This window comes from Thermoleptolyngbya sp. PKUAC-SCTB121 (assembly GCF_016919485.1).
Lineage (GTDB): Bacteria > Cyanobacteriota > Cyanobacteriia > Elainellales > Elainellaceae > Thermoleptolyngbya > Thermoleptolyngbya sichuanensis.
The window spans coordinates 5,011,715-5,026,987 of record NZ_CP070366.1 but is presented as its reverse complement, the minus strand read 5'-3'; the positions used below and the strand labels follow the sequence as shown (position 1 = coordinate 5,026,987).

Sequence of the window (15,273 nt, the reverse complement as noted above, 5' to 3'; positions counted from 1 at the left end):
GCTACCTGCTATCCCTCGTGTCCCCTTCCAAACCGTGAAATGATTGTATCGGCGCGGCCCCAATTTTGTGAGCGGCTGTCTGAAAAGTTGACTTTAGTGTTGACTTTTCAAACAGAACACCTGTGTTAGCCTCTGCCAGAGCTAAAAGGTACATCTGCTCCTCAGATAAACTGGGATTAAAGAAAAGGTGTCGTCTGCTGGAAAGTGGTCTATCGTGATGATTGTGCATTAACCCACATAAACCGTAACGGCTGTACTTAACGGCTATACATCTGAAATTACGGCTGACTTGGGTTACATCCCTAGTCTTAGAGGATGTTTGAAAAGTCCTACTGTTTGTAGCAAAGCGTGAAAGATCCCCCTAAATCCCCCTTAAAAGGGGGACTTTAAGGCGGTTTCCCCCCTTGTTAAGGGGGGCTAGGGGGAATCTCTGAGTGCTTAACATTACAGGTGATATCTTTTCAAACACCCTCTTAGACCGTCTCCAGATTTCTAGGCTCACCCGATTCTGAGTTCACCTCATCGTTTACCTCATCAAGTACATCAACCACTAACTACATAGACTCGCAGATGTCCAGTCAATCTGATTCCCCCACTCCTCAAACGCCTCCTGCTGAGCAGGCTGCCCCAAAGCCCAAGGCCGACAGCCCCCTCATGGAAGGGATCAAAACGATTGGCCTGAGCATAGTGCTGGCGCTGGGCATTCGCACCTTTGTGGCAGAAGCGCGATATATCCCTTCCGAGTCCATGCTGCCGACGCTGGAGGTGAATGATCGCCTGATTGTGGAAAAAATCAGCTATCACTTCAACCCGCCCCGACGCGGCGACATTATCGTGTTTCACCCCACTGAGGCGCTCAAGCAGCAAAACCCTAGCCTCAACGAGGCCTTCATCAAGCGGGTGATTGGGCTGCCTGGTGAAACAGTGCAGGTGACGGGCGGGCGCGTGTTGATCAACGGCCAGCCCATCGAAGAAAACTATATTCAGTCACCGCCTGATTATCAGTGGGGCCCAGAGGTTGTACCCGCAGATTCGTTCCTAGTGCTGGGCGACAACCGCAACAACAGCTACGATAGCCACTTCTGGGGCTATGTGCCTCGCCAGAATATTATCGGACGGGCGGTGGTGCGCTTCTGGCCAGTCGATCGTCTGGGTGAACTAGGGCCTCAACCCAACTATTAGCCAGCAATTTTCCTGGAACTCAACCTCGTTCAATCTCGTTCAGTCTCGTCCGCTGGCTTTCCGCTAAGCCGTTGCTTCAACCCGGTACATGAGGTGCAGCGTCGCCCAGCGTGTTACGTCCAAGGCGTAGGAGTCGCCTGGGAAATTGCTCGGAAAATTTCCTAAGGAAGGGCTGTCTGTAGAAGTGGCATCGTGAGAATTGGCATCGTGCAGGTCTTGCAGGATGGACTGGGCCACATCGAGGGGGTTGGGGAGGGCGATCGCCTGTCGGGGGGTCGCTCCGGGGGCGATGGGCAGCCCGGCCAGCGTCTGGCTAAAGGGAGCCACGCTGAAAATGAGGAAGATTTCCGCCAGGCCGGGCACATTGGGCACGACCCAGCCCGGAAAGGGTTCGGCGGGCAGCGCTAGGCTCGATCCGGGCAACAGCGGCGGCTGCTCGGTGCTGGTAGACAGGGGCAGGGCGATCGCCTGGCCCGTGTTATCCAGCCCCATCAACATGCCGTAGAGCGGCTGGTCGCCTGCGTTTTGCAGCCGATAGCGGAGGGTGCTGCCTGCGGGGACGGATGCGCCGGATTCGACCGCTGCCCCCAGGCGCTTGCTGCTGAGGCGGTTGGGAATGCTAACGGTTTCTTGCTGCACGATGGGCAGGGGGCGAGCGGTGGTGGAACCTGGCCCCATCTGTTCCAAAATCGCCCGCACGCTGAGGCGCGAGGACGACGCATTCACCGTCAGCCGCAGCAGCTTCATGGCAAAGAGCGATCGCAGTTGGGGTGTGAGGCGATTGACCGCTGTTTTCACCGCTTCATCTGCTGTGGATAGCTCAATGCCCAGCGGCACACACCCCGGATAAAACAGACCATACTTTCCATCCAGGCTTGCAGGTGAACTGGGCATCTCCAACACAGGCTGGGACGGGGGCACGTCCGTCTGCACGGCTGGATTGGGCAACTCTGACAGCGACACCGCTGCTACCGTCGTTTCCACCGCCCGGCGCTTGCCAAAGAGATAGTCGGCCGACTGTTCGCCCGCGTTGACCAGCGACACCTTCGCTGCCGTAAATGCACTAGTGGCATCCACCCGCTCGATCCGATCCAGGCTGCTGTCGAGGGCGATGGTCAGCCCCACGCTGCGGGGCAGCAGGCGCACCCGCTCTTGCACGGGCTGTCCTGGCTCTACGGACGCGCCCTCGATCACGGGCAAAACCTTCAGCGTCAGCCCGTCTCGGCCCTGCACCCGCAGCAGTTGCGGCGCACTGCCGAGGGTTTCCCAAAGTGAACCGGGGCTATAGGCGCTGAGGGCAGACGGTGGCAGTCCGCCCGCCCACAGGCGCAGCGTCCGGGCAGAGTCCGGCGCAACCAGGATCACCCCGTCGGCTCCGGCTTCCGCAGGCACAAGCGGATAGGCGCTGGTTCCGTCGCGGCTAAGCGTACCGTTTGCCTGTGGCTCCTGGTTTGCGCCCGACAGCCGCTTGATGCTGCTGCTGGTTTGAGTCAGCACTGTCGAGAGGGCCGTGCCTACGGTGGCATCCCAGAGATATTGCGTCAGGGCGTAGGTGAGTAGACCTGCACTAAAGCCACTCCAGCGACCTTCTAGCGCCGCCTGGCCGGAGGCCGCAGCGGTGAGGAATAGCCCCGGCAGCGGGCCCGAAAGAGTTGCCTTGGCAGCCCGGAGGCGATCGCCCAGCGACTCTTGCAGCGCGAGGTCTTGGGGATGCAGGTCGCCCGTGGGCGCATTGGGGCGGGCCCGAATCCGGAGGTTGCCCTGGAGCGAGGTGCCCAGGTTCGAGAAGCCCAAATCCAGCAGCGTCACCACTTGTGAGGTGGGGAGCGATCGCACCAACTGCTCCAGCGTTGCGCGGGTGAGGTCGGCAATCAGGGGGCGATCGCTCGTGGGCAGGCCGCCATCGATGGGCACGATGCTGTCCCAGAGCTGCTCCGGATCGGTCGCCGAGCGCACTCGGCTGCCCAGCCCGCTGATGTGAACCACCACCACATCGCCGGGTTTCGCCTGCTCCAGCAAATGGGCTTGAAATGCCTCCGTAATGCCTGCCCAGGTGGCTTGCTCATCCGTCAGCGTTACCATATCCGCAGGCTGAAACCCAAAGCGGTGCTGCAACACCTGTCGCTGCATTTCCACGTCCGTCAGCGCTCCTGGCAGCAGCCCGCCTTTCACAGGGGGAATATCGCTCACGGCTTCGGGATACTGGCTGATGCCGATTAGCAGGGCTAGCTTGCGCGAGGTTGGCGCGGCCAGCACTTGCCCAGCGCGATCGCCCCAAGCCCACAGGCCGCTGCCGAGCGCCCCACCGATGGCGATCGCCCCACTGCTCCGCTGCAAAAATTCGCGCCGTGTCAGCCCCATGCTTCTATTTCAGCATCAAAGCCTCCCTTTGTTGAGCAGGCAGAGGGACAAAGTTAGGGATTTGGGGTTTTGGGTTTTGGATTTTGGTAGGACTCACGCAGTCGGACGATTTCTCGCGGGCTGCGCCCGCGAGAAATCGTCCAAAACCCAGAAAACTTACAAGTGCGTAAGTCCTGTTTGGATTGCCAGCCAGGTGTGGACGGGGCTTGCGGCAGTGTTCGTTCTTCGTGGCGCTGGCGGAAGGATGAATTATGACTCCTGATTTCAGGAGCTTTGCGGGTTTGCCAACGGTGCAGAGGGGCTAACCACCTCCGGATGCCGCGCTAGCCAAGCGTCAATGTCTTGCAGCATTTGCTGGGGGATTTCCCAGGGGAACAGGTGGGCGGCCCGGGCGTAGCATTGCCAGTCGCAGTTGGGCAGTTTGCGGGCGGTTTCTTCGCTGGAAAGCGCCGTGATGTGGCGATCGCCCTCTGCCGCCAGCATCAGCGCCGGAACCCGAATGTTGGGCAAATCTGGCACGCGGTTATAGCCTGCGCGAATGGCCTGGTTGAGGGCGCGAGTCGCCGCCTGCGACGTGTTTAGGTAGGCAGACACGGCATCGGCGGCAATGTACTCGTAGGCCGTGCGCGTGTGCTGTTGGATCAGGTGGCGAAACAGCGATCGCTTGGCAAATAGCTCAATATTCCAGCGGTTTCCCGGCTGCCACGAATTAATCAGCGCCGCCACGCCCGTCAACAGATTGTCCTGCCAGGAAATGGTCGGGTGGCTGCTGCGGGGATGGGCCGCCGTCGCCACCAGGATTAGCCCGCTAATCCGTTCGGGCAGCCGCAGGGCCAGTTCCATTGCCAAAATGCCCCCCAGCGACCAGCCCAACACCAGACAGCGCTGAATCTGGAGCCGATCCAGCAGCGCCTCCAGATCTGTGAGATGATCCGCCATCACAAACGGCTGCGCCACCCGGCTCTGGCCATAGCCGCGCAGATCAGGGGCGATCGCCCAAAACCGCCGCCCCAAATGCTGGGTAAACACGCCCATGCTGCTGCCTGCGCCGGGATGTCCGTGCAGACAAAGCACCGGGTAGCCGCTGCCGTGGGTATGAATGGTAAGCGGATGGGGCGTGGACATGGGCATTGGGAGCAGCAGGATTCCTGGCTGGTAGAACAGAGAGCGCGATTCGCGAAGCAATCCCGACGGGAATCGCCCTCCGATTCCTAGACCATCTGAGCAATACGGTAGGGGCTGGTGAGCTTGCTCAACTGCTGGTTTAGCAGGCTGAGGAACAAGCCCACATCCGTCACCACGCCAACGGATTCTACCGAGCCGCGATCGCTCAGCTTTGTCACCACGGCCGGGTTGATGTCTACGCAGACCATCTTCACGCCCGCCGGGGTCATGTTGCCCGCGCCGATGGAATGCAGCATGGAGGACAGCATCAGAATCAGGTCTGCGCCGCGAATTAGCTCGGCATATTCTGCCTGGGCTTTGAGCAAGTCCATCTGTGTGTCGGGCAGGGGGCCGTCATCGCGAATCGACCCCGCCAGCGAGAAAGGAACCTGGTGCTTGATGCACTCGTAGAAGATTCCGCTGGTCAGCACGCCCTGTTCTACTGCATTGGCAATACTGCCGCAGCGACGGATGGTGTTGATCGCCTTCAGGTGGTGGCGATGGCCGCCGCGCACCGACACGCCCCGCTTCATGTCCATACCCAGCGACGTGCCCATCATCGCCTGTTCAATATCGTGAACGGCGATCGCATTTCCGCCCAGCAGCGCCTGTACATAGCCCTCGCGGATTAATCGCGCCAAGTGTTCGCCGCCGCCTGTGTGAATCACCACGGGGCCAGCGACCACCACCACCTTGCCGCCTTGGTCGCGAATCCGGCGCAGATCCCAGGCGATTTGCTCGACCACCAGCTCGACGCGGCGCTCACTCGACACGCCCGACCCCATAAAGCTGAATTCCTTGTCGCCAGAGCCGCTGCCGTTTCGACTGTCGCGGGCATCGGGCTTGCGGACGGTGCGGATGCCCTCGACCCCCACCACAACGCGATCGCCCACCCGCAGATCCCTCAGCAGCTTGCACTCTGCCCTGGGGCCCTCCGGTGTTTGCGACACCACGATCGCCCCGTCCATGCGCTGGTTCTGCACGCGCACCCACTCACAGTTCACCCGCACCTCCGTCGGGTAAATCGTGGTGACGTAGAAATCGTCGGGCGCAACGCCGTCCTGCGTCACGGTTTCCAGCGGGTTGTCGCACACTTCCTGGGGTTGAGGCACTGCACCCATGTCGATCAAGCCCGACATAATGCTCTCCATCACGTCGTGGGAGGGAGCCGACACCTTCACCTCCGCCGCCGACGTACTCTGGCGCTGTTCGCCCAGACGGAAGTTCAGCACCTGGAAGCTGCCGCCGCTTTCCACAATTAAATCCAGCGCATTGTTGATCAGACCCGAATCGAGCAAGTGTCCCTCTAGCTGAATCACGCGGCTCTCCACAGCGGCGATCGCCTGGTGCAGCGGCTCCAGCGGCTCCGTCACCCGCAGCGTCAGACACTTGGCCGCACCGCCTGCCTTCATAAACTCCGTCAGCGGCGTTTCCAACAGCACAAAGCCCAGATCCTGCATCCGCTGGCGCAGACCGTCGCTGGCCTTGTTCATAATGACCACCCGGTCGATATTGACCGCGTTGCAGGCAAAGTTCACCGCATCGGCCTCTTCAATAGCGATGCGCTTGTGGGCGGGCACGCGCATCTCGATCAGGCGGTTAGAATAGGCATCAAACGCGGGCGGGTAATACAGCAAGTAGCCGTCCGTCAGCGGGCAAAAGCAGGTGTCGAGGTGATAGAAGCGCTCGTCCATCAGCCGCAGCGACAGCACTTCGATATCCAGCCATTTCGCCAAAAACGGGTGAGAATCTAGCTCCGAGCGGAAGCCATAGCCCGCCCACAGCCAGCGTCCTTCCCGATCCAGTAGGGCATCGCCCGCCCCCTCAAAAGGCAAATCCTTGGGTAGTTCATAAACCGTGTAGCCCTGTTCTTCAAACCAGGCCTTGAAAAACGGCTCCTCACCTTGGCGCTCTTTGTGATAGAAGCGGCTGAGGACGACCTTATCTTCTAGCACCAGCCCCGCGTTGGCGGTGAATACCATGTCGGGAACCCCGACCTGGGGCTTTACTAGATCCACCGCTGCCCGGTCTTTGATTAGGTGATACAGCCCGTGCCACTGCTCAACGGCGCGATCGCGCGAGGATTTGTGGATATTGCCCTCCATCCAAGGATTAATCACATAATCCACGTCGTAGTGGTCGGGCGGGCACATCAAAAACCGAATGGCAGAGTTCATGGTAGGTCAGGGGTTAAGGACTAAGGATTGGGGGTTAAAGGAGAGATGAGCTGGCGGAGATTAGCTGGCGTAGATTATGCTTGCCATGACTTGTGGCAAAGCCCTGGCAACAATCGGAATCAGTCGCAGGGGCGATCGCCCAACCAGCCTCTACAAAGCTGGATATCTGGATCTAGAATCCAAGTGAATCTACGTGCCTTTGCAGGGGCTAACTGGCGCTGCCCAACGGCTGTTTTCGGGGTCTTTTCGCGGTCTATTCTATGGATTCAGTCACGACACAAAGTCGATCTAACATTTTAGTACGCTTGGTGAGGGGTGCTGGCTATTGTCAAGATGTGTGGATATTCTTAGCGATTGCTTTGAATCCTGTCATGTTTAGACAGAATTAATGCCCGGTATCACTGCCCACGCGATTCATGACCACAAATTATTTGGCAAATTATTCGGCAAACACTTACGCATCGGAATATTCCGAGGAATGTTCCAAATCGGGCGACAAGAAGCCAGCCTGAGCAATTTCATACAGGTGGCGATTGTTGTCGCGCAGCGCTTCGATATCCTGTTCCGAAATCTGGCGAACGTAGCTAATCTTGATTTCTTCTAGTAGGTCGGCCAGCAGGTTTTCTAGCTCGCGAGATGTGTCGCCTTCGCGCAGTTGTTGCCGCAGGGTTTTACCCGCCCGATCAACTAAATTTCGAGTTAGCTCTACGCCCTTGGGGTCGTCGAGCGCCGTCACTAGGCTGCCGTAGGCCGTTTGGGTCGCATTAGACACCAGCCGCTCGCTCATCTGGTGGGGCAGCGCGTTGACCCCCGGCATCCGGCTAAGCCCCCGATAGACCGGTGATTGCTCCAAGACGCTGGTCAGCGTGTAGTGCAGCAGCGCTTCGATGTCTGGGCGCAGGGCAGGCAAGACCTGATGCACAGTGAGATGGGCGATTTGGCGGGCGATTTCTTCGACTTCGTTAACGCCCGTCACGTCTACGTATCGCATCCGCGTGTCGGGATTGAGCAGCAGCTTGGTCAGCCCACCCTGCCGCAAAAAGTCTTGGGCCTGTTCGATTACCCGCAGCACGACAACCTCGGTCAGTTGCACGGCAAAGTAGCTGGCGATCGCCAGACTGACCCGACTTTGGAGCGATCGTATCGGCAGCAGCCCCGACTGATCCAGCCGAACCACCGTCGGAATCACGCGCAGCCATCGCCAAATCGGCAGAAACAGCAGCAGGTCATACCAGCGCCACAGGATCACATCAAACCAGTTGGTGCGGCGATAGCGATGGTAGAGATGCCACAGCCGGAGGCCCAGATCCACCGCAAATAGTCCCATAAACCAGAGGTCAATGCGCCAAAAGCGATCGATGGGTCGTCCGTTTTCGTCAACACCGCGATAGTAGTTGCGCTGGAGCAGTGGCTCGATTTCGCGGTCAAAAAAGGCGATCGCTCGGTCTTCGCCAATCTGCTCCAGATAGGCACGACTCCAAAAGGTGCGAAACGCCTGCCGCGACGAGTCCGTGCCCACAAACCGCCGCATCCGGTGCTTGAGGCGCTCCAGTTGCCCCGTTTTGCCCGCCAGGTTGAAGGGGTTTTCGTCGATTAGCTCATCGCTGCGATCGCGCAAATTTCTCAGCAGCGCCTCCGACTCCGGCGAACCCAAGTCTGCGTCCCATAGCTTGGCCGCCTGCTCCAAATAGCCCTCGGTGACGCGATGCGGCTCAATACCTTTATAAGTTTCGCCATACCAGGCTGTGAATTGCGGAAAAAATCGCAGGTAGTAGTCGCGCAGCGGGATGTAACTCGTATCTACCAACACCAGCAGCAAGTTCAGCAGCACCACCAGCGCCATTGCACGATCCAGCCAGCGCACCAGCGGCCGCGACGGACTTTTTGCTCTAAAAGTTGCCTTAAAAGATGTTCTGGAAGGATTGACCATACCTGCCTTACGCCTTACCGCCCCGCATTCAGTTCCCACCCTATTGAAGTACGAAATGCACGGGTTGTCCTCCGGCAAAAGCAATGTTTTGGTCTAACAGAGGTTCCTCTGCCACGGGGGGAAGAGATTGGCAGCAGGTTTGCCAGTGCGTCTCCTCGACGCAGAACTTCTGTGAAGTAGCAGTCCAATCCGGGAATGATAAATCTGGCGAGCTATAGCGTTTTTCATTCTGGCGAGGCATAGTAACAGCAATGGGAGAACCAATTCTGTAGGTCATTCAATGACACTTGGGAGAAGGACTCCTCAATGGCTTTGTCTAGATCAAGATAGCTCCGTGCCCCAAGGGAGCGCAGAATACTCTTAATCTTTGAAAAGCAATTCTCGATGGGTGAAAAGTCCGGCGAGTACGGCGGTAGAAACATCAGTTTAGCACCTGCATCCTCAATCAACCTCCTAACTTCTTCACCAAGATGAATCGAGCAGTTATCCATGATGACACATGCCCCTTTCCACAACTTAGGAACGAGTCTCTGGGAAATGAAGGCTTCAAAGGTAAGTCCATCGACTGAACCGATGAGATTGGAATAGGTAATTACCTTTTTAAGGCTAATTGCACCAAGAATCGAGACCCGTTTCCCTCGTTTGCTGGGACGCTTACCATGGGCTCGTTTTCCTTTCGGGGCACGTGCCCGGAGTCGAGTCAAAGCCAGGTTCACTCCTGATTCGTCAATAAAGATTAAGTCTTGAGCCAGGAATCCTCGAACCAGTTGCCAAAATTTGACTCGTTCGATTTGCACCCGTTCAGTTTCCTTTTTGTCGGGATACAGCGTTTTTTTTAAGGGTTAAGTTCAGTTTCTCTAACATACGAAACATCGTCGAAACGCCAATCCGAACACCGACCCAGGAGCATCCCACTTTCGATGAAACAGTCAACTGGCGAGCTGTCCATTGAGGTAGGCACAGCGCAGACTCAACATGGCATTAACGGAGGCCGTATTCCAGCGAGCACCCGAAATTTGGAGGCGTCGCCCAATCTGTTTGACAGCCGATTCTACGGCTCCTGATCCAATAGAACAGAGTTGCTCAGCCTGGTAGAACCCATAATTCACGATGCGAGAGCGATGGGTGCTCAGATAGGCTTCAAAATTGCGGGCTTGCTTGCGCCGACAGTCGGCAAAGAGGGCCCTGGCGGCTTCCACTTGACCTTGCCATAACAGCATTTCCGCCGCTGCTAAGCGCTTGAGCGACCCACCGACTTTGTAGAGGTTTTCTTTGAGATGGTACCAATCGAGGATTTCCCAACGGGTCTCAACGGTGGTGAGTTGAGCAAACAGATTCCACACCCCAGCGTGACCATCGCCCAGACAGACCAGTGGGGAGAGCAAGCGTTGAGCGCTGAGATAATCAATCAAGCTGTCATTGTCTTGGAAGAAGGCGTTGTAATAAATCCCCTCCACCCGCACCGCTTTGTAGTCTCGCCACGGGCTATCGGACTCTAGCAGGTCACGCAGACGGACTTTGCCGCCATCAATGCTGACCTCACTGACGCCTTGTTTAGCCTCGGCAGACTCGAACGACTGACGCCCCACCAGACGTTGCTGGGTCGAGTGCCCGACCCGCATCCCGGTCAGGGCTACGATGTCATCCTCTGCATCTTGAAACGATTCGTTGGCACTTAAGCGTAGGTTGGCTTTCTCTAGGCCACCACTGAGACGGCTGTAAGCCTTTACGCCTAACCGTTCTGCCTGACTTTGACGAATCTCAAGGACCCCTACCAAACTCTTCAATCGGCGAACCCGGCCTCGGGCGGGGTAGGCTTTCTGGTTGACAAAAAAAGGGCAACTCGAGGGCTCACCTCCTCTAGCATTTGCCGTCGTACAGTCTGCTCGATGCCTTCTAGACTATCGAGCCCCTCTCGGTTGCTATTGCGATACAAAATCTCGGCGATCTCTGCTGTACAAGTTTCCAATCGCTTTTGGTCTTCAGGTGTCATGGTGAGTCATCCCTGGGGCTACCCTCCCATTCTCACCCTTCGCACTGTTTTCGCGAAAGTGGGATGCTCCCCACCGACCCTTTGTTCCAGCAAGTCACACAACTCTGCCAATGTCGCGTCATGATTTGATTCAGCAATCGTTTTTAGGATCTCTAGTTGCTCATTACTTAATTTGGTTGGCGTTTGCTCAGTGCGGCGTTTGGGGGCAATCTCACCTGTTTCCCGATATTGTTTGATCAGCTTTCGCACGAAACTGTAAGCAACTCGAAATTGTTGAGCGATTTGACGTTGCGACGTATTCCCTTCAATGTAGACATCAATAATTTTTTGTCTAAGATCTAGTGAGTAGGGTCGCATTTGAGTTAAGGGTAAAGTAAATTCACTGAATAGATTAATCAAAATACGCCTCACTAGGCTAGAAATTGCTATATAAACCCTGACCTGTTGAATACTAAATCCTCAACAGTCGGGGTTAACCCTTTGCCAGCAATAAGCAGGGCGATCGCCCTGCCCTCATGATCGTCGCGCACGATATCCGTATTCACTCTGTAATTTCTATGCCCAAAAGAGCGATGAGTCACTTACAATCTAGCCTTGCGATTCTGTTTGCTGGAACTTTGTGTATCGGGGGAATGGATTTGCTGATGCTTGCATCCCCCGCAACTGCTGCTCCGATGCAAGTCGAAGCAACCAAACGAGAGCGCCAGCGGGTCGTGGTTCTGGATTTTGACTATTCTGCAACCAGCGACACTAACTATTATTGGTCTTACTGGAGACGGGGAAATGCATCGGGCATTAGCGATTTGATTGTCGATGCCCTAGTGGATTGAGGAGACTACATCGTTCTAGACAACAGCATAGTTGGCGGAAGACGGCAGGGCTTTTATGGGGAGACAGAACCGCAACAGAGAGGAGACGACCATGCATTGAGCGACAGTCAGATGTCTACTAACATATCGCTTCGCTCCTCTCATACAGCTCACTAAGAGCCAGAGAAATGGTAATAGGAAAAGGAACTGGGCTAGGGATTGAGGACGACCATCCAACGTCAGACATCTCGATGTCTACTAACATATTGCATCGCCTCAACCTTGACCAGCTTCCTTCAACGAATTCTCAGGGAGTGGTGACAGACACCTTCCATAATCTCTTCGCTCAGAAGCAGGCAGCCCAGTTCCAGACAACAAACTATCCCCAACTTAGCTGATGGAAAGAACCTTTGTCGCCTACATCGGCATTGACTGGTCAGATCGCAAACACGACATCTGTCTGTACGACCCCGAGAGCGCACAGCGAGAATACAGCGTGATTGGCGCTCAACCGCAAGAGATTGCCAACTGGGTTGCGACCTTGCAACAGCGATACGGCAACAGCCCAATTGCCATCTGCCTGGAGCAAAAGCGAGGACCTGATTTACGCGCTGTGCCAGTACGACAACCTAGTGCTGTTTCCCATCAATCCGCGCACGGTTTCTAACTATCGACGAGCCTTTCAGCCCTCACGAGCAAAATCAGACCCCGTAGATGCCCAGATTTTGATTGAGCTGCTGCTCAAGCACCCAGACAAGATCCCCCCGTGGCAAGCCGCATCTTGTGAACTGCGAGCGTTGCGGCAGTGGAGTGAATCCCGCCGCATGCTGGTGGGAGAGAAGGTACGACTGACCAATCGCATCACCGCTGCTTTGAAGAACTTTTATCCTCAAGTGCTGGAGTGGTTTGAGGATAAAGACACCCAAGTGTTTTGTGACTTTATCACTCAATACCCTGACCTCCACTCTGCCCAAGCGGTTTCGGCTGAGGAATTGACTCTGTTCTTCCAGTCTCATCGAGTCATCCGCCGGAGCGCCATTGAGCGGCGCATTCACCAAATCCAAACCGCTGGCATCCCCCTGACAGAAGACCCAGGGATTGTTGAACCGATGCAATGGCTGGTGCAAACGCTGGTGATTCAGCTCAAGGCGCTGTTGCATCGACTCGATGAGTTAAATCAAACGATTGAGCAATTGTTTCAGTCTTTGCCAGATGCGGCGTTTTTCGATGCTTTACCCGGAGCAGGACCCCATCTTGCGCCCCGGCTACTGATTGCGTTTGGCGATGACCGCAGTCGCTTCGGCAGCGCCCAGGCGTTTATGAGCTATATCGGCATTGCACCGGTCAAAGAGGAGAGTGGCAAGAAACGCTGGACGCATTGGCGCTGGAGTTGTCCAAAGTTCTTGCGGCAGTCCTTTGTAGAGTGGGCTGACCAGTCGCGGCGGCACTCATCGTGGGCCAATGCGTTCTATCAGCAGCAGCGGCGATCGGGCAAAAGTCATCCCAAAGCGATTCGCGCTCTGGCGTATAAGTGGGGACGGATTCTCTGGCGCTGCTGGCAAGACCGAGTGCCCTATGACGAAGACCGCTATCTGGCGGCGCTCCAGCGCAAGAGGTCACCACTGGCGGTAATGCTAGTTCAAAGCGCTGCTGAAGTGACGACGAGTGCAGGAGGTGAGTGCAGTAATTCTAGGGTTCAAGTTACGCTAAAAGACACATGACAGTTCAACAAATGGAACGTATTTAGGAATGAAACATTTAATGCAATGTAGCCAACCTCGGGCTGGCTTATGGTTTGCTGCGTTTAGAGTCTGTGCATCAATTTACTCAGTACCTTTTCACGGTTGACTGTTGACTCCGTCTCCCTCAGGGCCTATGTTACTGACGTATCAACAGCCGTTGCCATCGGCCGCGAACTCGGCGTTGACTATGTGATTATGGGTTCGGTCACGGAGTTTAATATATCTACCGAAAGGTCAGGGGGTGGATTTTTAGGAATCGGCGTAGGACAGCGGGAAACCACTGCCAATGTCGCGTTAACGGCTCGCATGATCAGCACAGCAGATGGCGCTATCGTGGACACAATGCGTGGGAGAGGCTCGGCGGGCGATCGCTCTTCCAGTGTTTCCATCGTCGGCATTGGCGGCGGCTCTGATAGAAACCGTGAAGATGAGTTAATGAGTCGGGCAGTTGAGCAGGCGATTGCCTCCCTAGTAGAGGATATGAATCGCTAGGTGTATCTCGCCAGGTGTATCTCGCTTGTATCTCACAAAGAGAGGGCTTGATGCTTTGAGCGCGACGCGCCTGGAAAGCCAGCTTCTAAGACAGAACCTAGGCACTGTTTTAAAACTCTCTAGGTCATTGATTGCCCTGAGTCGATCCCCCTCCTTAAAAAGGGGGACTTCCGGAGTGGCCCGGCTCGGTTCCCCCCTTGTTAAGGGGGGCTGGGGGGATCAAACAGAACCTAGGCACTGTTTTAAAACTCTCTTTAAAGCTCTCTAGGTCATTGATTGCCCTGAGTCGATCCCCCTCCTTAAAAAGAGGGACTTCCGGAGTGGCCCGGCTCGGTTCCCCCCTTGTTAAGGGGGGCTAGGGGGGATCAGAGGGTTTTAAAACACGCCCTAGCCAACTCGGACTGCCTGTACCTAAGTCACTGACTTGCTAGAGGAAAGAGGGGTATGCCTCGCAGTGGAGCGTAAAGTGCGCGGCCATTCGAGCTACCCTTTTGTGGTTCTTAGCACAGGGACAGTTATCACAGACTATACAGACTATTCAGAAAGCTCTGGATATTAGGTCAACATTGTTGAATATTTCGGCTTTTCCAAAATACTTTATGGGACATTAAAAACAACCTGCCAGAGGAGACATTTCCATGAACACGCTGTATGAAAAACTGGGTGGCGCGGCGGCGGTGGATTTAGCAGTCGAGAAGTTTTACGAGAAGGTTTTGGCAGACGAGCGGGTTCAACACTTCTTTGCTCATACAGACATGGCACAGCAAAAGCGCCATCAAAAAGCGTTTATGACCTACGCCTTTGGGGGGGCTAATCACTGGAACGGTCGGCCGATGAGAGATGCCCACAGCAGCTTGGTTGCGGAGATGGGGTTAACGGATCACCATTTTGATGCGATCGCCGAAGATCTGGTCGCCACGCTGGTCGAGCTAGAGGTTCCCCAAGCCCTAATTGACGAGGTGGTGGAAATTGTGGGATCTGTTGCCCATCGCAACGATGTTTTGAATCGCTAAAAGTTTTGAATTACTTGATCCAAGAAAGCCAGGACTTACGCACTTGCGATAAGCTCTCTGGATTTTGGACAATTTCTCGCGGGCGCAGCCCGCGAGAAATTGTCCAACTGCGTAAGTCCTAAAGGCAATAACTTGGCGATGAATTTGGCAAAATTGGGGTGAAGAGGCAGGGTGAACGGGTTTTAACTCTGTAAAGTTGATTTGTGTCCTCTTTCCCGATGCCCATCATGTACCCTCAATGGCAACCTTGGAACTTCCTGTGGAATGATTTTCGGAACACTTTTCGGAACACTGTTCAGAACGCTTTTCAGAACGCTTTTCGGAGCGCTTTTCGGAGCATTTTTTGGAATTCCTTGAGAAATACTTGCCGGAGTATTCAATGGAAAGCCGGATGGAGATCGACTGGGCAG

12 protein-coding genes are annotated in these 15,273 nt (G+C 55.7%); 5 read left to right on the top strand and 7 right to left on the bottom strand.

All coding sequences use genetic code 11. The features are described from left to right. The first annotated feature begins 570 nt into the window (after positions 1–570). Positions 571–1,182 (top strand): signal peptidase I, encoded by a 612-nt coding sequence (gene lepB, locus JTM80_RS20520; RefSeq protein WP_172356500.1) that lies wholly within the window; start codon positions 571–573, stop codon positions 1,180–1,182. A gap of 63 nt (positions 1,183–1,245) precedes the next feature. On the opposite strand, the gene JTM80_RS20515 is transcribed toward lepB, so the two are convergent. The 7 genes from JTM80_RS20515 to JTM80_RS20485 all read right to left on the bottom strand — a co-directional run bounded on the left by JTM80_RS20515 (position 1,246) and on the right by JTM80_RS20485 (position 11,206). Next, positions 1,246–3,543, bottom strand: a complete 2,298-nt coding sequence (locus JTM80_RS20515; RefSeq protein ID WP_205370196.1) for a caspase family protein — start codon at positions 3,541–3,543, stop codon at positions 1,246–1,248. A gap of 264 nt (positions 3,544–3,807) precedes the next feature. Next, a complete protein-coding gene (locus JTM80_RS20510; protein WP_205370195.1) occupies positions 3,808–4,668 on the bottom strand; it encodes an alpha/beta fold hydrolase in 861 nt (286 codons plus the stop codon). An 86-nt stretch (positions 4,669–4,754) separates the two neighbouring features. Further along, positions 4,755–6,884: a TIGR00300 family protein gene (locus JTM80_RS20505; RefSeq protein ID WP_172356506.1), complete on the bottom strand. Its 2,130-nt coding sequence runs from the start codon at positions 6,882–6,884 to the stop codon at positions 4,755–4,757. 454 nt (positions 6,885–7,338) lie between these two features. Continuing rightward, the gene (locus JTM80_RS20500; protein ID WP_205370194.1) at positions 7,339–8,814 is read right to left on the bottom strand and encodes a hypothetical protein; all 1,476 of its coding nucleotides are present in this window, start codon (positions 8,812–8,814) and stop codon (positions 7,339–7,341) included. A 224-nt stretch (positions 8,815–9,038) separates the two neighbouring features. After that, entirely contained in the window at positions 9,039–9,611 is a 573-nt protein-coding gene (locus JTM80_RS20495) for an IS630 family transposase (protein WP_205370193.1), read from the bottom strand. Positions 9,612–9,743: 132 nt separating this feature from the next. Then, positions 9,744–10,807, bottom strand: a protein-coding gene (locus tag JTM80_RS20490) for an ISKra4 family transposase (protein ID WP_172355863.1) whose coding sequence is annotated in 2 segments (ribosomal slippage) — positions 9,744–10,651 and positions 10,651–10,807 — 1,065 coding nt in all. Because the reading frame shifts where the segments join, the coding sequence is not laid out codon by codon here. A gap of 18 nt (positions 10,808–10,825) precedes the next feature. Next, the gene (locus JTM80_RS20485; RefSeq protein WP_205370192.1) at positions 10,826–11,206 is read right to left on the bottom strand and encodes a helix-turn-helix domain-containing protein; all 381 of its coding nucleotides are present in this window, start codon (positions 11,204–11,206) and stop codon (positions 10,826–10,828) included. Between the two features lie 245 nt (positions 11,207–11,451). Between JTM80_RS20485 and JTM80_RS20480 the strand changes: the two genes are divergently transcribed. The 4 genes from JTM80_RS20480 to JTM80_RS20465 all read left to right on the top strand — a co-directional run bounded on the left by JTM80_RS20480 (position 11,452) and on the right by JTM80_RS20465 (position 14,863). Then, entirely contained in the window at positions 11,452–11,637 is a 186-nt protein-coding gene (locus JTM80_RS20480) for a hypothetical protein (protein ID WP_172356510.1), read from the top strand. 548 nt (positions 11,638–12,185) lie between these two features. After that, positions 12,186–13,337, top strand: a complete 1,152-nt coding sequence (locus JTM80_RS20475) for an IS110 family transposase (protein ID WP_225906694.1) — start codon at positions 12,186–12,188, stop codon at positions 13,335–13,337. Between the two features lie 216 nt (positions 13,338–13,553). Then, positions 13,554–13,850: a CsgG/HfaB family protein gene (locus JTM80_RS20470; protein ID WP_255548825.1), complete on the top strand. Its 297-nt coding sequence runs from the start codon at positions 13,554–13,556 to the stop codon at positions 13,848–13,850. 638 nt (positions 13,851–14,488) lie between these two features. After that, positions 14,489–14,863, top strand: coding sequence for a group 1 truncated hemoglobin (locus JTM80_RS20465; RefSeq protein WP_172356514.1), 375 nt, complete (start codon positions 14,489–14,491; stop codon positions 14,861–14,863). The last annotated feature ends 410 nt before the right edge of the window (positions 14,864–15,273 follow it).